This window comes from Micromonospora sp. WMMC250, from assembly GCF_027460215.1.
GTDB classification, from domain to species: Bacteria; Actinomycetota; Actinomycetes; order Mycobacteriales; family Micromonosporaceae; genus Micromonospora; species Micromonospora taraxaci.
The window spans coordinates 5,344,021-5,363,476 of the sequence record NZ_JAPZBJ010000002.1 but is presented as its reverse complement, the minus strand read 5'-3'; the positions used below and the strand labels follow the sequence as shown (position 1 = coordinate 5,363,476).

Below are 19,456 nucleotides of genomic sequence, written 5' to 3'. Positions count from 1 at the left end.
CGTGGACGTTACCCCGGAGGCTGCCGACGTGGCCGAATCCCCTCGTGCGGCGTCGATCTCCCTGCAGGGCATCCAGAAGCGCTATCCGAACGGCACCGAGGCCGTCCGGGATCTCAGCCTGGACGTCCGGGCCGGTGAACTTGTGGTGCTGATCGGCCCGTCCGGCTGCGGCAAGTCGACGGTGCTGCGCATGATCAATCGCCTGATCGAACCGACCGCCGGCCGGATCATGCTCGGCGACGAGGACGTCACCGACGTCGACCCGGTGCGGCTCCGCCGCCGAATCGGGTACGTGATCCAGAACGTCGGCCTCTTTCCACACCAGACGGTCCGGGCCAACGTGGCCACCGTGCCGGGGCTGCTGCGATGGCCCAAGAGCCGGACGAAGGCGCGGGTCGACGAACTGCTCGACCTGGTCGGGCTGGACCCGACCCAGTTCGGCGGTCGCTACCCGAACGAGCTGTCCGGCGGCCAGCGGCAGCGGGTAGGGGTGGCCCGTGCGCTCGCCGCCGACCCGGTGGTGCTGCTGATGGACGAGCCGTTCTCAGCCGTCGACCCGATCGTGCGGGCCCGCCTCCAGGAGGAGTTCCTCCGCCTCCAGGCCGAGGTCCGCAAGACGATCGTGCTGGTCACCCACGACCTCGACGAGGCCGTCCGGCTCGGCGACCGGATCGCTGTGCTCTCCGGGGGCGGGCACCTGGAGCAGTACGACACGCCGGCCGCGTTGCTCGGTGCGCCCGCCACCCCGTTCGTACGCGAGTTCGTCGGCGCCGACCGGGGCATCCGCCGGCTGGCGGTCACCCCACTCGACCGGGAGTCACTGGAGCCGGTGTCCGGCGACGCCGCTGCCGACCTGCCCACCGTCGCACTGGACGGCTCCGCGTACGACGCGTTGGCGGTGCTGCTCACCTCGGGGCGGGACCAGCTCGTGGTGACCGACGCCGGGCGACCGGTGGGCACGCTCACCCGACAGCGCCTGCTCGACCTCGGCCGCACGACGAACTGACCCGACGCCGACCGGGCCTGTCCCGGGTTGCTCGGCTCGTGGGCGGCCGACGTCGGGTCCGGGCCGCGCCGGTCCGGGCCGGCTAACCCGGCCCTGGCTGGCCGGCTTCGGGTCAGGCGCGACCGCCGAGGCTGGCGGTGCCGATGATCCAGCCGGTGAGGAAGCCGTACCCGGCGCCCGTGCTGGCGTCCTGCATGGCGCCCAGCAGGGACGGGGTGGGGCCGAGCAGCGCCGCGAGCACGGCCGCGAGCCCGGCGGCCAGCACGTACGCGGCCCAGCCGGAGAAGAACTGGCTGACCGAGCCGGGCACCCGGGCCACCTGGGCGGCGGGCAGCAGGTAGAGCAGACCCACCGCGAGGACCACCACCAGCACGGCTCGCAGGTCGGCGGCGAACAACCCGCCGGCCTGCCCGTCCGCGTCGAGCCGCCACGCCGGCCACGCGAGCAGGCGTACGTAGAACGCGGCGGCGGACTGCGGGTCGGTCTGCATGGCGGCCCAGCCGGTGAAAGCCGGGCTGCCAGCGATGCCGACCAGCAGCAACACGGCGAGCGCGCCGGTGCCGGCCGCCGTGCCGTAACGACCGACCGGGCCGGAGCGGTGCAGGAGCGACGCGATACGCCCAGACCCCGAACCGGTAGCTCGGGTGGACCTGGGCTGCCCCGAGCGGCTCAGTGCTTCATCAGGTAGTCGATGAAGGCGGCCCGCAGCAGCGGCGCCGACTCCTCGTACCCGTGACCGGTCAGCTCACGCCACAGCGCGTTGGCCTCGTCGATCGTCGGGCCGATCGAGTTCGGTGCGCCGTCCAGGACCGTGGCCTCGTCCGCATTCGGCAGGTGTCGTATCACCGACCAGTAGAACCCGACGTCGCGACGCTCCCGGGCCAGGGCGAACGCCCGCTCCCGCAGCTCCTCGGTGGGCAACGCGTCAAGCTCCTCGAAGGAGGTTCCGCCGGGGGTGGCGGCAGGTGTGTCGGTCATGCCGCCGAGCCTAACTGTCGAGATCAGCCCCGGCTCGGCGGACGCGACGCGACGCCTGTCACCGCTCGTCGGTGTCCCAGCGGCGCGGGCCGTCCTCCCACCGCGGATCCCGCCACGGGTCGACCGGTTGGGGCGCGGCGGGAGTCGGCAGCGTCGGGGGCCAGTTGTCGACCGGATGGGACTGCGGCATGCTCCAACCGGCGCTGATCGTGCCGTCGTTGACCGGCTCGGGCTTGTCGACGCTGCCCGGTCGGGGTCGCCCGAACGTCTCGACCAGCCGGGTCACCAGCAGTCCGACGCCGAGCACCACCCCACCGACCGCCCAGTTGCTCAGCGTCCAACCGCGCTCCGGCGCGTACGTCTGGAAGAGGGTGACCACACCGACCGCCAGCAGCGTGCCGAACACGCCGCCCCGCCGGCCGTAGGCGCTGGTGCCCGCGAGCAGGGTCACCCCCACCGCCAGCACCGTCCAGTCGAGGCCCGAGGTGGGCGCGACGAGTTCCGGGCCGTTCGCGGCGAGCAGCACACCGGCGAGGGCCGCGAGCACACTGGACCCGACCAACGCGACAGCCGTGACCACGGCCGCCAGCGTGCCCCGCCGTCGGGCCGGGTCGGATATCGGTCGGTACCTGCCGGCCAGCCGCCGGACGGCCCGGATGGCACCGAACAAACCACCGAGGACGGCCACCGCGGCGAATCCGGCGAAGAGGTATCCGGCGCTGCGCCCCGGGTCGTAGTCGCCCTGCACCAGCACGGGCGCCGAACGCCGTTCGATGTATACCACCACGCCGGCCGCGCCGGCCAGGCTGGCAGCCCAGCCGGGCACGTGCAGCACCACCACGACCAGCGCCAGCGCGAGCCCGCCCAGCGCGGCGACCGCCACGGCCGGGCCGACCGACGCCAGCAGACCACGATCGCCCTGCTCGGCGTAGTGCAGGGCGGCGGCGACAGCGATCGGCCCCACGGCCAGGTTCGGCGCCGCCGTCCGCAGGCTCAGCCCGGCGGCCAGCGCGAGCAGCCCCAACCCGACAGCGGCCACCAGCAGCGTCCGCAGGTTGCCGCCGCGCAGAGCGGCCGGATCGTCCTGCCAGAGCAGCCAGCCCAGGGCAGCCAGCCCGGCCAACAGCAGGAGCTCCCACCCCAGATGTACGCCGATCCGGTCCCGGCCGGGTTCACCATGGGTGGGGTCGTCGAAGACGTTCTCCAGAACGGCGGCGGGCACCCCGGACGAGGGTTCCGTCGACCGTTCCCGGCCCACTTCGTCGTACCCCATGACGCCGCCCCTCCCCAGTGGCCGGCCCTCCCCGGTCCGGCGCGCGGACGAACCGTGGGTGGCCCTTGCTCCCCGATCGCAGGCACCGTACCCGCGCCCGCAGCCGGGCGTAACCCCCTGCTCAGCGCTGGCCGGGGCGGCTGTCCCGTGGGTCCTGCTCGCGGTCGTCGTCCGGACGCTCCGGCACCCGGCAGGAGCGCTCCAGCCACAACGCGGCACCGACCAGAGCCAGCGAGGCGAGCAGGCCCCCGCCCGCCGCCGGACGATCGTCCATGGCGGCGCGGGTGGTCTCCACGAAGAGCCACCCGGTGAGCCCCGCGTAGAAGCCGGCGAAGATGGCCGCGGCCAGTGCCGACGCCTTGGCCAACACCACGAAACGGGCGACCAGCAGCGGGTTGACCGGATCCCGGCCGGGCTTGCGCTCGATCCGGCCCCGGGTGTTGATCGCGGCGTACGCCTCGAGCACCGCCAGCCCGGCCAACGTCACCACCGGCAGCCAGGGCAGCCGCGGGATGCCGCTGTAGTAGAGGCTGCTGATCAGCAGCCAGGCAACCGCCGCCGAGGCCAGGGCGGCTACGACGAGAGTCGAGATTCGGGTGGGGCCCATCCGGGACCGATCCGGGCCCGACCCGCCCGGTGGTGGGGACTTCGCCTGCGTCATGCCGGCCGGCTCCGCTCGGTCATGCCGTCGACTCTAACGCCAACTCCGGTCGCGGACGCAGTTCCAGCGCCTCGTCCGCCGCTGCACCCGTGGTCAGCAGATCCGTCAGCCAGCCGTGACCGGGCAGCCGACCGTACGGCTGGATGTCGATCCACGGTCGCAGCACGAACGCGCGCAGGTGCGCTCGCGGATGCGGCAGGGTCAACTCCGGGTCGTCGCTGAGCACCGGCTCGTCGTCGTCACCCCACACGGCGATCACGTCCACGTCGAGGGTGCGCGGGCCGAACCGCCGCTGCGGGTCACGCACGCGCCCGGCCGCGCGCTCCGCGTCCCGGGCCCGCTCCAGCCAGTCGCGCGGGGTCGCGTTCCCGTCCTGCACCAGCACCACCGCGTTGAGGTACGCGGGCTGGTCGGCGTCGCCCCACGGTGGAGTCTCGTACACCCCGGAGAGCACGAGTACGGCGTCGCCGAGCGTGGCGACGGCGGTGCGCAGGTGCTCCAGACGGTCGCCCAGGTTGCTGCCCAGCGACAAGACGGCCCTGGTCATCGGGTCCGCGTCCGGGTCATGGTGACGGCCACGTCGGTGAACGTGTGCGGCACCGGCGCCTCCGGTTTGTGCACGGTGATCGTGGCGGTGCCGACCCGCTCGTCGGCGAGGCAGACGGCGAGGAGCCGGTCCGCGAGAGTCTCGATCAGGTTGACCGGCTCACCGGTCACCACGGCGACCAGGCGTTCGGCCAACTCCCCGTAGTGGACGGTGTCGATGACGTCATCGCTGGTGGCGGCCGGTGCGAGGTCCATCTCCAGGACGGCGTCGACGACGAAGTCCTGCCCCTGTGCCCGCTCGAAGTCGTACACCCCGTGCCGGCCGCGGGCCCGCAGGCCGGTCAGCTGAATCCGATCCGTGCTCATCGCCGTGCCTCCTGCTGGGTCTCCCGGGCCTGGACGACGTGTTCCCGGCCGGGCCCGGCGGTCAGCCGCGGGCTGCCGGTCGCGGCCCAGACGGCGAGCGCGTCGGTGGTGGCCCGCACGTCGTGCACACGTACGCCCCAGGCGCCGGCGGCGACCGCCAGAACGCTGGTCGCCACCGTCGCCGCCTCCCGCTGGGCGGTCGGCCGCGGCGTGCCGTCCGGGGCGGCGAGCAGTCCGCCGAGGTACGACTTGCGGCTGGCGCCGAAGAGCAGCGGGTAGCCGAGGTCCAGCAGCTCCGGCAGTCGGGCGCTGAGTTCCCAGTTGTGCGCGGCCGTCTTGGCGAAGCCGAGGCCGGGGTCGACGACGAGGCGTTCGGCGGCCACCCCGGCGGCCAGCGCCGCGTCGACGCGTTGGGTCAGCTCGGCCCGCACATCGGCCACCACGTCGGTGTAGGTGGCCAGCTCACGCATCTCACGGGAGTGGCCCCGCCAGTGCATCAGCACCCAGGGACAGTCCGCGTCGCGGACCACGCGGGCCATGTCCGGGTCGGCGAGCCCGCCGGAGACGTCGTTGACCACCACCGCGCCGGCGGCCAGGGCGGCCTCCGCCACCCGCGCCCGGCTGGTGTCGATGCTGACCACGACACCGGCGGCGGTCAGCTCGCGGATGACCGGCAACACCCGCTCGACCTCGGTGGCGGCGTCGATCCGCTCGGCACCCGGACGGGTCGACTCGCCGCCGATGTCCACCAGGTGCGCGCCGGCGTCGCGCAGACGGACGCCGTGTCCGACGGCGGCGTCGAGGTCGGCGTACCGTCTGCCGTCGGAGAAGGAGTCCGGCGTGACGTTGAGGACGCCCATCACCACCGGGCCCGGAGCCCGCACCAGATCGGTCACGACTAGACGGTACCGGTCGTGGCAGCGGTGCCCGCCGACCCGGGTCGGCCTCGCACCACCACCCCTGACGTGCCCGTTAGAACAGGTGTACGATCAGTCATTCGGGCAGCATCGGGCAGGCCCTTCGCGGCTTGTCGCAATCCGGGGCGGCCCGTACGCTTTGGAATTGGCCAGCATCGAGATGGCGAAGCTTGGAGGGAGGGCCGAAGCGGGGGAAAACCGCCCAAACCTCGCCACGCTCTGTGGTGAGTAACGAACACAGGGTCAAGAACGCTGCGCCCTGTGGAGCACTTTTCCCGCCAGGTTCGCCTATTGCACCGCAGCGGCACCGCCGGCCGCGCTATGGGGAGGTTCCAGTGATCGCCTTCGAGCTCATGGAGACGGCGTCGTCCGGCGTCGCCCACGCGCTCTCCACCCTGGCGTCGGCTCCGCTCGCCGAGCCGGCACCGAAGGGGATCGACACCAACAGTGTCGTCACCTTCTTCGCCAGCAAGATCGCGCCGATCCTGCTCGCCGTCCTCGGCGTCATCTTCATCGGCCGTGCCAGCCGGGGAGAGATCTCCAAGGTGCTGACCAGCTCCGCGATCGCCATCGTCGGCCTCGCCTTCATCGCCGGCGCGGCAACGCTCTTCTTCGTCGGCGATTACCTGATCGACCTGATCTTCGAATAGGCGCGTTCACCAGATGCGGCTGCGCACCGACGACGACATCTACCGGGCCCGCCTGGTCTACCTCGGGCCGCCCGGCTACACCCTTCCGGTCCACCTGCCCTACGCCCAGTACGGGCTCTTCATGCTGCTCGTCCCCCTCTACATGTTCATCCACTGGCTGTTCACGTTGACGGTCGAGCTCTTCCCAGCCTGGGAGATCGCGCTCGCCATCGTGACCACGTCGTTCATCTTCCGGCACGTCGACCCCGATCGGCCGGCGCGGGTGGTCATCCGCACCGCGCTGACCGACTGGCGACGCACCCGGGAGCCGGCGGTCGAGCAGCGCGATCCGCGCCTGGTCGGCAGCCGGATCAGGATCCGGGAGGAGCTGGCATGACCGGGCGCACGCCGATTGGTCCGCCGCAGCACGCGGGCAGCAGGGTGTCGACAGTCGGTAGGGCGGTCGCATGAGTCGCTCGTCCACGCCGGGTCCCCCGGCCGGCCGCCCGGCCGTGCCGGCAGGTCACCGTGCGCAGTCATTCGACTACACCAACGACGAGGACGAGGTCGCGCTCGATCCCGCGCTCGTGACGTCGCCCGGCCACGGCGCGGTCGGTGTGTTCCAGGCGCCCCGTCCGGTCCCTCGTCGGACGCCGCCGGCCGAGCCGAGTGCGGTCTCCGCCGGCGAGAACGCCGACATCGACTCGCCCTTCCTGGACCTGTTCGGTGGCTCCCGGCCCGGCCCACGAGCCGTCTCGGCCGACCCGAGCACGCGGGAGCAGGTGGCGATCCCGCAGCAGCAACCGCCTGCGGCCGGTCCGGCACCAGCTCGATCGGCCCTCGACCTGGAACCACCGTGGACCCCCGGCGACCAGCCCGGCAACGGCGGCCGGCGCGTCGAGCCTCGGCACGGCGGTTACCCGGGCAACGAGTCGCGGGTGCCGCACCAGGCCGGCGATCGACTGCCGATGCTCCGGCCGGCCGACGAACCCGACCCGTCCGCCGAGGGAGCCCCGGCGCCGAGGGCCCTCGGTCCGGCGACCCGCCCACCCGACAGCACGCCATCCTCCCGGCCGACGGCCACGTCGGGTCGACCGGCGGCACCTGTGGAGCGACCTCCGGCTCCCACCCCTCCGGCAGATCGGCCGACAGCTCCCGTCGAGCATCCGGCCAGCGCCGCCCCGAGGGACCGGCCAGCCCTGGAGCGACCCCAACGCCGCGCCAGTGGCGCGGACCGGCCCAATGGAGTGGGCAAAGAGGTCGCCTCGCCCCGGGGACGCGCCGCCGGCCGCCAGGACCGCCCGACGAAGCCGACCAGGATCCGCGCGCCGAAAATCAAGTTCGGCGACCGGGACCCCTCGGTCGAACTGGCCATCACCGAGATCGCCGGTCACCTCACCTTCACCCCCAACACGGTCACCGCCTGGTATTGGCTGCCCGAGGTCCGCTGGGCATTCCGGCCGGACGCCGAACGCGAGGCGCTCCTGTCGGCGATCTCCGAGCAGTACGCCGGCCTGGCCGGCTTCCGGCTGCACCTGCGCCGCACCACCAGGCCGTTCCCCGCCGACGAGTGGGCACGCACCATCGACGCCCACACCGCCGCGCCGCTCGCCGACGTGCCCGGCACCACCGGCTGGGCCGACCACCTGGTCGCCGCCCAACGGCACCTGATGGCGGTCAACCACGCCGAGGGCCAGACCTACCTGGGCGTCACCTTCGCCCGCCGCTCCCTCGGCGACTCCCTCACCGAACGCATGCTGCGCACCTTCGGTCGGGGCACCGCCGAGGGCGAACGCCGCAAGCTGGGCCGCACCGTCGAACAGTTCGACGAGGTGCTCGGTGCCTTCGGCATGCGGGGCCGACGGGTCACCGCACAGGAGTTGGAATGGTTGCTCTACCGCTCGGTGGCGCTGTGCATGGCACCCCCCGGCACGCTCTCGCCGGTGACCGACGGACGCTGGGAACGCGGTGACCTGCTCGCCCTGACCGAGCAGGTGGAGCGCTACCGCACCCCGTACGGCTCGACGGTCAAGCTGGTCAACCGGATGACCGGCGAGGAGCGGCACGTGGCAGTGCTCGCGGTCGGCCGGATGGAGCCGCTGGAGATCCCGGAACGACACGAGCCCTGGCTGCATTTCCACGAGCGGCTGCCCTGGCCGATGGAGATCTCCACCCGCGTCGACATCCTCGGCTCCGGCGACTCCTTCCGTAACCTCGAGCACCGGCTGCGGATGATCCGCTCGCAACAGCTCGACTACGCCGAGCACGGCATCGACGCACCCCCGGAGCTGGAGCGGCTCGCCAAGCGCGCGCTGGTGATCGGCGACGAGATGACCACCGGCCTGCCGGTCGACTCGGCCCGTGCACACGGCTGGCACCGGATCGCTGTCGGCGGCCGCACGAGGGAGGAATGCCTGGAGCGAGCCCGCCGGCTCATCCAGCTCTACTCCCGGGAACTGCGCATCTCGCTGCAACACCCGAAGAACCAGGACTGGCTGGCCCGCGAGTTCATCCCCGGCGAGCCGATCGCCAACACCGGGTACGTCCGGCGTATGCCGGTGCCGTTGCTCGCCGCCGCGCTCCCCCAGGCCGCATCGAACGTGGGCGACCGGCGCGGTGACCTGATCGGTCGGACCGCCGGCACCTGCCGCCGCCCGGTGTTCCTCGACCTGCACTTCCCCATGGAGGTCCGGGAGCGCTCCGGGCTCGCGGTCTTCGTCGCCGAACCGGGTGGTGGCAAGTCGACCCTGCTCGGCGCCCTGGGTTACCTGGCCGCCCGCAGGGGTGTCCAGGTGACCCTGCTCGACCCGTCCGGGCCGCTGGCCCGCCTCTGCTCGATGCCCGAGCTGCGGCCGTACTCCCGGGTGTTGAACCTGACCGGCTCGGAGCACGGCACCCTGGCGCCCTACTCGCTCATTCCGACGCCGCTGCGCACCGAGTTCGGCACCGGGGCCGCCGGCGACCGCGAGTTCGAGATCGCGGTCTCCAACGCGCGGGCCGAGCGGCGCATGCTGGTCCAGGACATCTGCATGATGCTCGTTCCGCCGCAGGTGGCCAGGGAGGCGTCCACCGCCACCCTGTTCCGGCACGCCGTCCGCCAGGTTCCCGCCGAGGAGACATCCACCCTCGACGACGTCGTGAGCTGCCTCGGGCGCCTCGACGACGACGCCGGCAAGGAGCTGGCCAACCTCCTGTTGGACACCGCCGAGATGCCCCTGGCCATGCTCTTCTTCGGCCGCCCCCCGGAAGGGCTGCTCGGCGCCGACGCCGCACTCACCGTGATCACCATGGCCGGGCTACGGTTGCCCGACCTCAAGATCGAACGCGAGTACTGGTCGGCCGAAGAGGCACTGGCCCTGCCGATGCTGCACACCGCGCACCGGCTCGCCGTTCGGCGTTGCTACGGCGGCTCGATGTCGTCGCGCAAGCTGGTCGGCCTGGACGAGGCGCACTTCATGGAGGGCTGGCGGTCCGGGCGTTCCTTCCTGGTCCGACTCGCCCGCGACTCCCGTAAGTGGAACCTCGCCGCGTTGGTCGCCTCGCAGAACCCCCGCGACATCCTCGGCCTCGACGTGCAGAACCTCGTCTCCACCGTCTTCGTCGGCCGCATCGCCGAGGACGCCGAGATCGCCTCCGAGGCGCTGCGGCTGCTGCGGGTGCCGGTCAACGACGGCTACGAGGCAACGCTCGCCTCGCTCTCCGCCGCCGACACCAACTCCGCCTCCCGCCTCGGCTTCCGCGAGTTCGTGATGCGCGACGTCGACGGCCGGGTGCAGAAGGTCCGCGTCGACGTCTCGTACGTCGAAGGGCTACTGGACCACCTCGACACGACGCCTGCGGCCATCGCCGCGGCGGCCGGAGTCCTGCCGAGCATCCCCCTGCCGGATCTGGAGGCGTGACATGGCTAGGGCCTGGGTCAAGGTCCTCGGTCGAGCCGAGGCGGGCCGGGCCACAGGCCCTGGGGCCCGGGCAAGGATCGCGTCGTTCCTGCTCGCCCTCGGCGTCCTGGCCGGGGCCACCCTCACCTGGCCGCTGATCGGTGCACAGGCCGCAGCCGCCGCACCACCCGTCGCCCAAGCCCGCGCCGACCTCTGCACGACCGCCGAATGGCAGGCCGACTTCCGAGCCTGCGTACAGAAGCTCCAGACAGTAAGCGAAGACGAGGTCAAGTGCCGTAACGCGCCGATCCCGGGCACGCCGGATTCCGGCCTCGCCGGCTGGTTCGCAGCAGCACCGCCGAAGGACGCAGCCAATGGAGTGGCAGGCCGTTACAGCCTTTACGGCTACGGTGGCTACAGCTACAACACCTATGACATCGAAGGTGGCTGCGCTTCCAGCGTGCTGCATCCGGACTACAAGTTCACCACCACGATCGCCAATGGTGAGTTCATGGCCGCCACGGCAATCATCGGTGCGTCCAACGCACTCCGAGAGCGCGCCTGGGACCCCGGTTCAATGTGGGGCTGGGCTGACCCCTTGGTCGAGCAGGCCACCAAGGCCGTGTACGAGAAGGTGTTCAGCGTCTTCGGCATCATCACCCTGTGCGTGGTAGGGCTCTATCTGCTCTGGCGGTCCCGTCAGTCGGACATGAGCAACGCGATGACCACCGCAGGCTGGGCGCTTCTGGTGATGGTCGCGGTCACGGCCCTCGCCGCCTGGCCGGTCAAGTCGGCCAATGTCGCCGACGGCGCACTTGTCACGAGTCTCGGAGTCGTTCACGACGCCGTCGGCCCCCAGGCGAAGGAGCCGGACCCGGGACGGTGCCTCGATCCAGACCCGAACCGCTGTAAGGACTCCCGCACCCCCGCCGTGCGAGCCAGTGACACCGCTACCGAGACCATGCTCTACCGCAACTGGTTGCGTGGAGTGCTCGGTTCCGCCGACAGCGAGACCGCTCGGAAGTATGGCCCGGCCCTGTACGACGCCAAGGCGCTCTCCTGGGAAGAGGCCGAGAAGCTGCGCGCCAACCCGGCTACCCGGGAGGCGACGATCAAGGCCAAGCAGCAGCAGTGGGCACGGGTCGCCCAGCAGATCCAGACCGAGGACCCGGAGGCGTACGAATACCTCCAGGGTGTGCGGGACATGGACCGGGTCGGCGCGGGGTTCATCGCGGTGCTGGCCGCGTTGCTCTTCGCGATGTTCGACCTGACGGCGTCGTTGCTGGTACTGCTGGGCTTCCTCATCTTCCGGTGGGCGGTGATCGCGGCACCGATCCTGGGTACGGTGGGTCTGCTCCGGCCCGCCAGCGCCGGGCTACGGCGGTTGGCGAACGCCGTGGTCGCCGCGGTGTTCAACATCGCCATCTTCGGCACCGGGGCCGCGATCTACCTGTTCGCCGTCGATCTGATCATGAGCACACCCACCCTGGCGGGTTGGCTTCAGGTGGTGCTCGTCTGGCTCTGCGGGGTGGTCGGCTGGCTGCTGCTGCGGCCGTACCGACGGATCACCCAACTCGGCGGCAAGGACAGCAGCGAGGCGGTGAGTTCGGCCGGCTCCTGGCACCGCCGGTTCTTCCGCGACATGCGGACGGCTGCACGACTGGATGTGGCAGAACCGGGCGGCACGGCCGAGCCGGTGGGCGGGCGTCGACGGTCACCCGACGCGGAGCAGACCCGACTGCGCCCGGAGGCCCGCCGGGAGGATCCGGTACCGACGCCGTCGGCTCCCAGCGAGGGCCAGCGTGACGGCGGACGTCCCGACGGCCGGGAACGTCCCGACGAGGCACCGGCGACCGAGACCGGACGCCGGGGCCGTCCCGTCGCCCCCCAGCCACGTCGCCGGCAGCCGGCCACGTGGACCGAGCCGGACGTGCCGGCCGAGAACCCGTCGTTCGTCGTCTACCGGCCGGGGTCGACGGAGCGCACGCCGGACCGTTCCGGACCTCGGGTGCGCTCAGAGGCGCGGTGACGGTGATGCGACGGGCGCTGGAGTTCCTCTTCACCCGGGCGTTGCGGTCCCGGCTGGGCGTGGCGCTGGTCATCGCGGTACTCGTCTTCGGCGTGCTCGGCGCAGCCCGGTTGATCTCCGGGCCCCTCGATCCGACCGACGGTTTGAGCAGCCGCCCGAACCAGCCGATCACCACAGTGGACCCGACAACCGGCGACGACGGGGTGCTCTCCAATGAGGCTCCGCCATCACCGGTGACGTCGCCCGGTGGGCGCACACCCGAACAGACCGCTGACCGGTTCACCAAGGCGTGGCTGGGCCGCCCCGGGATGACCACGGAGGAGTGGCAGGCCGGCCTCCGGCCGCTCTCCACGCCTGCCCTGACTGAGAAGATGGCCGGCGCCGAACCTGAGACTGTGCCCGCCGAGCAGGTCACCGGTCCGCCGACCATGCGGGAGCGCACCGAGACGTTCGTCGAGTTGCTGCTCCCGCTGGACAACGGCCGGCTGCGGCTGGAACTCGTCACGTCCGACAAGGGGTGGATCGTCGACGTGGTGGATTGGGAGCGGCCGTGAGCGCCGGCAGGGGTTCCGCCATCCGCCGGCCGGTCCGGGTCGGCGTGATCGCCACGATGCTCACCGGTGTGCTGCTTCTGCTCTGCTGCACCGGCGGGACCGCGGCGTTCTTCCTGAGTGGGCTCGGCGGCGACTCGGAAGACGGGGACAACCTGGCTGGCTGGGGTTGCGGACCGGTCCGTCCGGTGGACATCGTGGGCGAGTTGCCGCGGTTCGCCGAGTACGGCGACGCGCAGGTTCGCAATGCCGCGATCATCATCAAGGTCGGTCAGGACATGGGGGTGCCGTCGCGGGGTTGGGTGATCGCCCTGGCAACCGCGATGCAGGAGTCAGCCCTGCGCAACCTGGCGAACAGAGCCGAGCCCGAGTCCCTCAACTTGCCGAACGAGGGCGTCGGGGCCGACCACGACTCGCTGGGGCTGTTCCAGCAACGGCCCGGCTGGGGATCGGTCGCCGAGCGGTTGACTCCCTCGTACGCAGCTCGGAAGTTCTACGAGAAGCTCGTCAAGGTCCGCAGTTGGCAGCGCCGACCGCTGACTGTGGTGGCACAGCAGGTGCAGGTCAGCGCCTATCCGGACGCGTACGCCAAGCACGAGGAGTTGGCCAGCAAACTTGTGAACGCGCTGGCCGGAGGCGCGGCCCGCACCGTCGAGATCAACGGCAAGGCGGTGTGCGACGCGGCCGAGCGCGGCGAGATCGCTGCCTCCGGTTGGACCGCGCCGATCCCCGGCGACGTCGGCTCCGGCTTCCGCACCGCCAGCCGACCCAGCCACAACGGAGTGGACATCGGCGCGGGGAAGGGCACCGAGATCCGCGCTGCGGCATCCGGTCGGGTGCTGGTCGCTCAATGCGACCCAGACAACAGGAATCGGCGGGACTGTGACGTCGATGGGTACCCGGACAAGGGCGGCTGCGGTTGGTTCGTCGACCTGCTGCACGCTGGCGGTTACATCACCCGCTACTGCCACATGGTGGTCCAGCCACGCGTCAAGGTTCATCAGATAGTTTCGGCCGGCGACGTGATCGGGCAGGTCGGCAGCAGCGGCAACTCCTCCGGCCCGCACCTGCACTTCGAGGTGCACGAGCGCAACAACCGGAAGAGCTCCGGCGCCATCGATCCGGTTCCGTTCATGCGCGAGCGGGGCGCCCCGCTGCGTGCTGCCGAGTGAGGCCACCGCAAGCATGACCGGACCGTTGCCGGACCCGTTCGCCGACCAGCCAGACTGGGCGCCTCGGCCGCCCCGCCCGTTGGCTGTCGTCCCCGCCACCGACCGGGTGGAGCTACGTGGGAGACGGGTACTGGTAGGGCTGCCGGGGATGGGTTGGCGAGGAGACCTGCGCGCGGACGACCGCGTGGTGCAGAACGCCCGGACCTACGTGCCGGTCATCCCCGAGCACGAGTGGTACCGGGCCGAAGCCGACCAGGTGGAGGTGTTCGCTCCGCTGGTGCCGGTCGAACGGGTCTGGGTGGAGACGGTCGGCAGCCGCCCGGTGGCGGAGGATGAACGGGAGACCGGCATCCGGCTGGTCTCGCTGGACGGACCAGCACACCGGTCACCCACACCCGTCTTCGAGGCCGACGCGGTGACCGGTCGGCGGGTGGTGCATGTCGAGGGCGGCCTCGAACATCGGGACCTGCGGGCAGTCACCGAGACCTACTCGGGTGCCGAGGGAGACATCTGCGTCCGGATCACCCCGGAGGTGGAGTGGTACCGGTGGGCCTGGCGCGGCCAGTCACCCACCACTCTGGAGGTACCGGTCCACTTGTTGTGGATCGAGTGAGGTCATTCAACCTTGCTGCTGCTGCAGACCAGCCAGCCATCCTGCTTCTCGACGTCAAATCGCCACGTGTCGGTCAAGCTCTGCTGCACGCCATCCACCGTGGCGGTACGCCGAATAACCGTCTCGACCGAGCTGGTGCTGCCCTGTCCATTGACGTCCAGGCTGCCCCAACTGACACGGATAGTGACACCAAGCTGCTGCTCACGCTCAAGCAGGTCGCTCCGCAGGCTCCGGATAGCCTCCAACTGCGCCCCACCCTCACAGGTGTAGAGGTCCGCTCTCGCGTCGTTGCGGTCCACAAGGAATGCGCGTAGGTAGTTGTCAACAGCCACGTCGGGTGCGCTGCGGTCGGGGGCTGCCGCCCGGTTGTACAGCACGTAGCCCGTGACGGCTCCGGCCATGCAGAGCACAGCGAGGACCCCGGCGACGACGGTGAGCACGGTCCGCATTCGACGGCGCGGCGGCTGAGGCGCCGGTGGTGCCGCGGCCGGCGGTAGCTGCTCCGACGGTGCCCGTTGGGCCGGTACGCGGGAGACCTGGGAACCGGCGGGGGGCTGCACTGATTCCACCTCCTGAAGTTATCGGCTGGACGCCTCGGAGCCAATGCCTCAGATCCAGCGGATCGTGACGGACCCCTCCCCACCGGTGAGATCCACGACATCCCCGGCGCACCGCCGAGGCACCTCCCGGAGGAGCGGACCCGGCTGGGATACCGTCTCTGCTGGGGAGGGGTTGCCAACCTCGGGCAGAGGGGGTGGACGCGGTGGCCGGTCCGAAGGCTCGTACGAACCGCGCCGCAGCTCTGCATCGTCGGGCGGCGGCAGTCGCGACCGCCGCTGCCGGGATCCTGGACGAGACGCGACCGGCCCCGGCCGATCAGCGCCGCCAGTACGAGGTGGCCGACCGCCTGCGCGAGGTCGCGGCACGGCTGGCTCCGGGTTGGTCGGGTGCGGCACTGGACTCGCTGACCGCTGACACTCCGGCGGGTGATGGTCCGCCGCTGTTCGTGCGGGTCGGCACGGCGGCACCGTTGGATGACGCCCGTTTTCCCGCGCTGGTGCCGTTGGTGGGCACCGGTCATCTGAGCGTGGACGCGGACGCCCGGGAGCCGCGGGTGGCGGGGTTGCTCCGGGCCGTACTCCTGCGGTTGTTGGGTGCGACACCGGCGGGTGCGTTGTTGGTTCGTGCGGTGGATGCCACTGGTTCGGTGCTGGCGTCGTTCGGTCCGCTCGCCGATGCTGGCCTGTTGCCGCCGCCTGCGGTGGACGTGACGGGCCTGCGCGCGGTGTTGACCGAGGCGGAGCAGTGGGTCACGCCGAATGCGAGTGGGCGGCGTCGGCACGACCGGACGTTGCTGTTGGTGGTCGCGGCGTTGCCGGAGTCGACTGGCCCGAGCGACCTGGCACGGCTTGAGGCGCTGGCCGAGCAGGGCCCGGTGGCGGGGTTGCATCTGGTGGTGGCCGGTTGGCCTCCGGCCGGCCCGTACGCGGTCCGGGCGCCGCTGCCGCGTACCACTGCTGTGGCGTTGCGCAACGCGTACGCGTTGGTTGGTGATCCGCCGGGGGCGTCCTTCGCCGGGCCGGGCGCGGATCCCCCGGGTGGGTTGAACTCGCCGGTGTTCGTGGAGTCGGATCCGCCGGCCGAGTTGGTGGACGCGGTTTGTCGGCGGCTGGCCGAGCAGGTGGAGGCGGGTTCACGGTTGGCGTTGGCGGCTCTGCTGCCGCCGACGGGTGAGCGTCTGTGGGAGTCGGATTCCGTGGACGGGATGACGACCACGGTCGGCGATGCCGGGGGCCGGTCGGTGCCGCTGGGCTTCACCGAGTTGACGCCGCACTGGCTGGTGAGTGGCCGTTCCGCGGGTGGTCGTGCTGCGTTCCTGACCACGGCGTTGCTGGGCCTGGCCGCCCGGTACGGCCCGGACGAGCTGTCGCTATACCTGGCGGATCTCGGCGAGGGTGAGTCCTTCGTGGAGTTCCTGCAGACCGAGCGGGACCGGTCGTGGATTCCGCAGGTGCGGGCTGCCGCGATGGCCGCCGACCGGGAGTACGTGCGGGACCTGCTCGACGAGCTGACGGCCGAGGTGCGGAGGCGGGCGGAGGCGGCGGCGCGGGCCGGCGGGCAACGGTTCGCGGAGTTGCGTCAGCATCAGTCACTGCCTCGGATCGTGTGTGTGGTGGAGAACGTGCCGTTGCTCTTCGCCGAGCGGGACCGGCTCGCAGCCGAGGTGGCGGCCCAGTTGGACGGGTTGGCCCGGTCCGGTCGGGCGTTCGGCGTACACCTGGTGTTGGCCGGCGCGGGTGAGCTGGGGTTGAGTGCCCGCGCGGACGCCGGTCACCGGGATTCGGTGCTCGGGCAGTTTCCGGTGCGGGTGGCGTTGCCCGGCGGCAGCCCGGTGTTGGAGCCGACGAACGACTCGGCGGCCGGTCTGCCGGTGGGCAGCGCGGTGGTCAACACCGCCGGCGGGCTCGGCGGGCCCCGGGGTGCGATCCGCGGTCACGAACGCCTGATCCGCTATCCGGACCCGCAGGACCACCCGGAGGTGGTGGAGGAGCTTCGGCACGAGTTGTGGGCGGCCCGCCCGGCCGGGTCGGTGCCGCCGGTGGTCTTCGCCGGGTACGCCCGACCTCTGCTGAGCAACGATCCGCGGCATCGGGCGGCGTTGGCCGGGCAGGCGCACGGGCCGGCCGCGCTGCTGGGCCGTGCGGTGGACCTGGCCCGCTCGACGGTCGCCGTGCCGTTGGGGCCGGCGGCCGGGCGCAACCTCGCGGTGCTGGGTTCGGGTGCCGCAGCGGGCGGGCTGTTGTCGACGGCCGCCCGGAGCACCGCCGACCATCATCCGCCGGGCACCGCTCGTTTTCTGGTGGCGGCACCGGACCCGGGCTCGCGGGCGCTGGCGGAGGCGTTGACCGCCGAGCTTGCCACCCGGCATTCGGCCGAGGTGGTAGACCTGCCGACGCTGCTGGCGGATTCGGCCGACGAACTGCCGACGTACCTGGTGGTCTTCGGCCTGGACCGGCCCGGGCCCCGGGAGTTGCCGGTGGACCGGCTGCGGGCGTTGCTGCGGGACGGGCCCCCGACCGGGAGGCACCTGCTGGGCTGGTGGCGTGCGGTGCCGCCGTTCGCCGCGTTGTTCGAGCCGGCGGGCGAGGTCGACAAGCTGGCCGCCGTGGTCGTGCTGGACGTGCCGGTCCCGCAGCTCACCGCCGTCTTCGGGCGACCGGTGGAGTGGCAGGTTCGTCCCGACCGGGCGGTGCTGTGGGACGGCCCCGACGAGCGGGGCCGGGTCCTGGTGCCGTTCGCTGACGAGACCGGCTGATGCGGTGACGCGAGCGGGAGGTGTCGAGGTGGGTCCGAACGCGACGGTGACCGGGCCGGGGCGGCAGCGGGCCGCTCCGGCGGACGGGCCGGTGACGCCGACGGCGGTCGAGCCGAGCACGGTCTGGGCGGAGTACCTGGCCGCGGCGCGTCAGCTGGATGGGGTACGCCGCAGCGCGGCTGCCGCCGCCGGTGAGCAGGCCCTGTCGGCGGAGGCCGCCCGGGAGGAGCTGACGGCCGTCCGTACCGGGCTGGCGAGTCAGCAGGAGCGGCTGCGGGAGCTGGGCGTACCGGCGATCTCCCTGGTGCCGTCGCCGCCGGAGCTGACCGAGGCGGCCCGGTCGATGGCGGGCGGCCCAGCGGCGGTGCTGGCGGCGCTGCGGGCCGCGCGGGGTCGGGCCGAGGCGGCGGACGCGGCGCTGGGCACGCGCCGCCGGTTCCGGCCGGGGTCGTGGTCGGTCCGGGCGCGCAACCTCCTGGTGTACGGGCCGTTGGCGCTGCTGGTGCCGTTGATCCAGGTCGCGGTGTACGCGGCCACGGGCATCGGGCCGGCCACCGTGGCGGCGCTGATCTGTGGGCTGCCGATGCCGGCGGTCGCGTTCGTCGCCGGCTGGGTGGGCATCGGGCGGTTGTTCCGCGTCGGCCCGGCTGAGCGGCTGGACCGTACGGTGCGCTTCGGTGCGCTGGTGTGTCTGGTGCCGGCGGTGCTGGTAACGGCCGGTCTGCTGCTGGCCGTGCTCGCTGGCTGACCAGCGCGGGGCGCGGTTGGGCCAGGAACGGAATCGGCCGGCCGTCCTGGGAGAGGTCGGCCGGCCGTGGTGTGTCGGTGGGTCAGCGGGGGATGATCAGTGCCATCGCCTCGGCCCGCGACTTCGAGTCCGTCTGCAGGATGCCGCGCACCGCTGACGTGATGGTCTTGGCACCGGACTTCTGGATGCCGCGCATCGCCATGCACATGTGCTCGCATTCGAGCACGACGACGACGCCGCGTGGTTCGAGTTTGCTCATCAGCAGGTCGGCGACCTGCGAGGTGAGCCGCTCCTGCACCTGGGGTCGACGGGCGAAGACCTCGACCAGCCGGGCCAGCTTGGACAGGCCGGTGATCCGCCCGTCCGGGCCGGGGATGTAGCCGATGTGGGCACTGCCCCGGAACGGCAGCAGGTGATGTTCGCAGAGGCTCATGACGTCGATGTCCCGGACGATCACCAACTCTTCGTGGTTGGCCTCGAAGGTGGTGCTGAGGACCTGCGCCGGGTCGACCCGCAGCCCGGCGAAGAGTTCGGCGTACGCGCGGGCGACCCGGGCCGGGGTCTGTTGGAGCCCGTCGCGGTCCGGGTCCTCACCGACGGCGATCAGGATCTCGCGGACGGCCTTCTCGATCCGGCCCAGGTCGACGGCGTCCTCGACCGGGCGACCGGTCAGCTTGCCGCTGATCAGCCGCGCGGCCACGTAGTCCAGTTCGTCGTCGCCGTCGGGTTCGGTCGCGGAGACGGCCAGCTCCCGGTGGGGGGAGCTGGCCGTC

At 72.0% G+C, this 19,456-nt stretch carries 19 protein-coding genes; 10 read left to right on the top strand and 9 right to left on the bottom strand.

The window, feature by feature from the left end:
* The first annotated feature begins 1 nt into the window (after position 1).
* Positions 2–1,006 carry an ABC transporter ATP-binding protein gene (locus O3438_RS24180; protein ID WP_269682037.1) on the top strand — a complete coding sequence of 335 codons (1,005 nt, stop codon included), beginning with the start codon at positions 2–4 and terminating at the stop codon, positions 1,004–1,006.
* A 112-nt stretch (positions 1,007–1,118) separates the two neighbouring features.
* Here the strand turns inward: O3438_RS24180 and O3438_RS24175 are convergent, their stop codons facing one another.
* From O3438_RS24175 to folP, 7 genes are all read right to left on the bottom strand, one after another.
* The gene (locus tag O3438_RS24175; protein ID WP_269682036.1) at positions 1,119–1,550 is read right to left on the bottom strand and encodes a hypothetical protein; all 432 of its coding nucleotides are present in this window, start codon (positions 1,548–1,550) and stop codon (positions 1,119–1,121) included.
* Between the two features lie 125 nt (positions 1,551–1,675).
* Positions 1,676–1,984, bottom strand: a complete 309-nt coding sequence (locus O3438_RS24170) for a hypothetical protein (RefSeq protein WP_088987292.1) — start codon at positions 1,982–1,984, stop codon at positions 1,676–1,678.
* A gap of 58 nt (positions 1,985–2,042) precedes the next feature.
* Positions 2,043–3,257: an ABC transporter permease gene (locus O3438_RS24165; RefSeq protein WP_269682035.1), complete on the bottom strand. Its 1,215-nt coding sequence runs from the start codon at positions 3,255–3,257 to the stop codon at positions 2,043–2,045.
* A 121-nt stretch (positions 3,258–3,378) separates the two neighbouring features.
* Positions 3,379–3,918: a DUF3180 domain-containing protein gene (locus O3438_RS24160; RefSeq protein WP_269682034.1), complete on the bottom strand. Its 540-nt coding sequence runs from the start codon at positions 3,916–3,918 to the stop codon at positions 3,379–3,381.
* Between the two features lie 19 nt (positions 3,919–3,937).
* Positions 3,938–4,465, bottom strand: coding sequence for a 2-amino-4-hydroxy-6-hydroxymethyldihydropteridine diphosphokinase (gene folK, locus O3438_RS24155; RefSeq protein WP_269682033.1), 528 nt, complete (start codon positions 4,463–4,465; stop codon positions 3,938–3,940).
* Positions 4,462–4,830 carry a dihydroneopterin aldolase gene (gene folB / locus O3438_RS24150; RefSeq protein WP_269682032.1) on the bottom strand — a complete coding sequence of 123 codons (369 nt, stop codon included), beginning with the start codon at positions 4,828–4,830 and terminating at the stop codon, positions 4,462–4,464. Before folB ends, folK begins: the two co-directional genes overlap by 4 nt.
* The gene (gene folP / locus O3438_RS24145; protein WP_269682031.1) at positions 4,827–5,726 is read right to left on the bottom strand and encodes a dihydropteroate synthase; all 900 of its coding nucleotides are present in this window, start codon (positions 5,724–5,726) and stop codon (positions 4,827–4,829) included. Before folP ends, folB begins: the two co-directional genes overlap by 4 nt.
* 356 nt (positions 5,727–6,082) lie before the next feature.
* Between folP and O3438_RS24140 the strand changes: the two genes are divergently transcribed.
* The 7 genes from O3438_RS24140 (at position 6,083) to O3438_RS24110 (ending at position 14,619) form a co-directional block, all read left to right on the top strand.
* Positions 6,083–6,397, top strand: a complete 315-nt coding sequence (locus O3438_RS24140; RefSeq protein WP_030327982.1) for a hypothetical protein — start codon at positions 6,083–6,085, stop codon at positions 6,395–6,397.
* A 13-nt stretch (positions 6,398–6,410) separates the two neighbouring features.
* Entirely contained in the window at positions 6,411–6,773 is a 363-nt protein-coding gene (locus O3438_RS24135) for a hypothetical protein (RefSeq protein WP_053654782.1), read from the top strand.
* Positions 6,774–6,843: 70 nt separating this feature from the next.
* Positions 6,844–10,275, top strand: coding sequence for an ATP-binding protein (locus O3438_RS24130; protein ID WP_269682030.1), 3,432 nt, complete (start codon positions 6,844–6,846; stop codon positions 10,273–10,275).
* Between the two features lies 1 nt (position 10,276).
* Positions 10,277–12,283 carry an MFS transporter gene (locus O3438_RS24125; protein ID WP_269682029.1) on the top strand — a complete coding sequence of 669 codons (2,007 nt, stop codon included), beginning with the start codon at positions 10,277–10,279 and terminating at the stop codon, positions 12,281–12,283.
* 5 nt (positions 12,284–12,288) lie between these two features.
* Positions 12,289–12,837 (top strand): hypothetical protein, encoded by a 549-nt coding sequence (locus O3438_RS24120; RefSeq protein ID WP_442929646.1) that lies wholly within the window; start codon positions 12,289–12,291, stop codon positions 12,835–12,837.
* A 56-nt stretch (positions 12,838–12,893) separates the two neighbouring features.
* Positions 12,894–14,006, top strand: coding sequence for a M23 family metallopeptidase (locus O3438_RS24115; RefSeq protein WP_269683740.1), 1,113 nt, complete (start codon positions 12,894–12,896; stop codon positions 14,004–14,006).
* A gap of 13 nt (positions 14,007–14,019) precedes the next feature.
* Positions 14,020–14,619 carry a hypothetical protein gene (locus O3438_RS24110; RefSeq protein WP_269682027.1) on the top strand — a complete coding sequence of 200 codons (600 nt, stop codon included), beginning with the start codon at positions 14,020–14,022 and terminating at the stop codon, positions 14,617–14,619.
* 2 nt (positions 14,620–14,621) lie between these two features.
* Here the strand turns inward: O3438_RS24110 and O3438_RS24105 are convergent, their stop codons facing one another.
* The gene (locus O3438_RS24105) at positions 14,622–15,179 is read right to left on the bottom strand and encodes a hypothetical protein (protein ID WP_269683739.1); all 558 of its coding nucleotides are present in this window, start codon (positions 15,177–15,179) and stop codon (positions 14,622–14,624) included.
* 194 nt (positions 15,180–15,373) lie between these two features.
* Between O3438_RS24105 and O3438_RS24100 the strand changes: the two genes are divergently transcribed.
* Together O3438_RS24100 and O3438_RS24095 are read left to right on the top strand one after the other, a co-directional pair.
* On the top strand, positions 15,374–17,935 hold the full coding sequence (locus O3438_RS24100; RefSeq protein WP_269682026.1) for an FtsK/SpoIIIE domain-containing protein: 2,562 nt from the start codon (positions 15,374–15,376) through the stop codon (positions 17,933–17,935).
* A 28-nt stretch (positions 17,936–17,963) separates the two neighbouring features.
* The gene (locus O3438_RS24095) at positions 17,964–18,683 is read left to right on the top strand and encodes a hypothetical protein (protein WP_442929645.1); all 720 of its coding nucleotides are present in this window, start codon (positions 17,964–17,966) and stop codon (positions 18,681–18,683) included.
* An 82-nt stretch (positions 18,684–18,765) separates the two neighbouring features.
* Here O3438_RS24095 and folE read toward each other — a convergent pair whose 3' ends face one another.
* The gene (folE, locus tag O3438_RS24090) at positions 18,766–19,431 is read right to left on the bottom strand and encodes a GTP cyclohydrolase I FolE (protein WP_145778588.1); all 666 of its coding nucleotides are present in this window, start codon (positions 19,429–19,431) and stop codon (positions 18,766–18,768) included.
* Between the last annotated feature and the right edge of the window lie 25 nt (positions 19,432–19,456).

What these genes read in the sequence shown, in the direction of transcription:
- O3438_RS24165 (WP_269682035.1), bottom strand. Translation starts at nt 3,257, where the DNA reads ATGGGGTACGACGAAGTGGGCCGGGAACGGTCGACGGAACCCTCGTCC.
- O3438_RS24160 (WP_269682034.1), bottom strand. Translation starts at nt 3,918, where the DNA reads ATGACGCAGGCGAAGTCCCCACCACCGGGCGGGTCGGGCCCGGATCGG.
- O3438_RS24135 (WP_053654782.1), top strand. Translation starts at nt 6,411, where the DNA reads ATGCGGCTGCGCACCGACGACGACATCTACCGGGCCCGCCTGGTCTAC.
- folB (WP_269682032.1), bottom strand. Translation starts at nt 4,830, where the DNA reads ATGAGCACGGATCGGATTCAGCTGACCGGCCTGCGGGCCCGCGGCCGG.
- O3438_RS24130 (WP_269682030.1), top strand. Translation starts at nt 6,844, where the DNA reads ATGAGTCGCTCGTCCACGCCGGGTCCCCCGGCCGGCCGCCCGGCCGTG.
- O3438_RS24170 (WP_088987292.1), bottom strand. Translation starts at nt 1,984, where the DNA reads ATGACCGACACACCTGCCGCCACCCCCGGCGGAACCTCCTTCGAGGAG.
- folK (WP_269682033.1), bottom strand. Translation starts at nt 4,465, where the DNA reads ATGACCAGGGCCGTCTTGTCGCTGGGCAGCAACCTGGGCGACCGTCTG.
- O3438_RS24110 (WP_269682027.1), top strand. Translation starts at nt 14,020, where the DNA reads ATGACCGGACCGTTGCCGGACCCGTTCGCCGACCAGCCAGACTGGGCG.
- O3438_RS24120 (WP_442929646.1), top strand. Translation starts at nt 12,289, where the DNA reads ATGCGACGGGCGCTGGAGTTCCTCTTCACCCGGGCGTTGCGGTCCCGG.
- O3438_RS24115 (WP_269683740.1), top strand. Translation starts at nt 12,894, where the DNA reads ATGCTCACCGGTGTGCTGCTTCTGCTCTGCTGCACCGGCGGGACCGCG.
- O3438_RS24125 (WP_269682029.1), top strand. Translation starts at nt 10,277, where the DNA reads ATGGCTAGGGCCTGGGTCAAGGTCCTCGGTCGAGCCGAGGCGGGCCGG.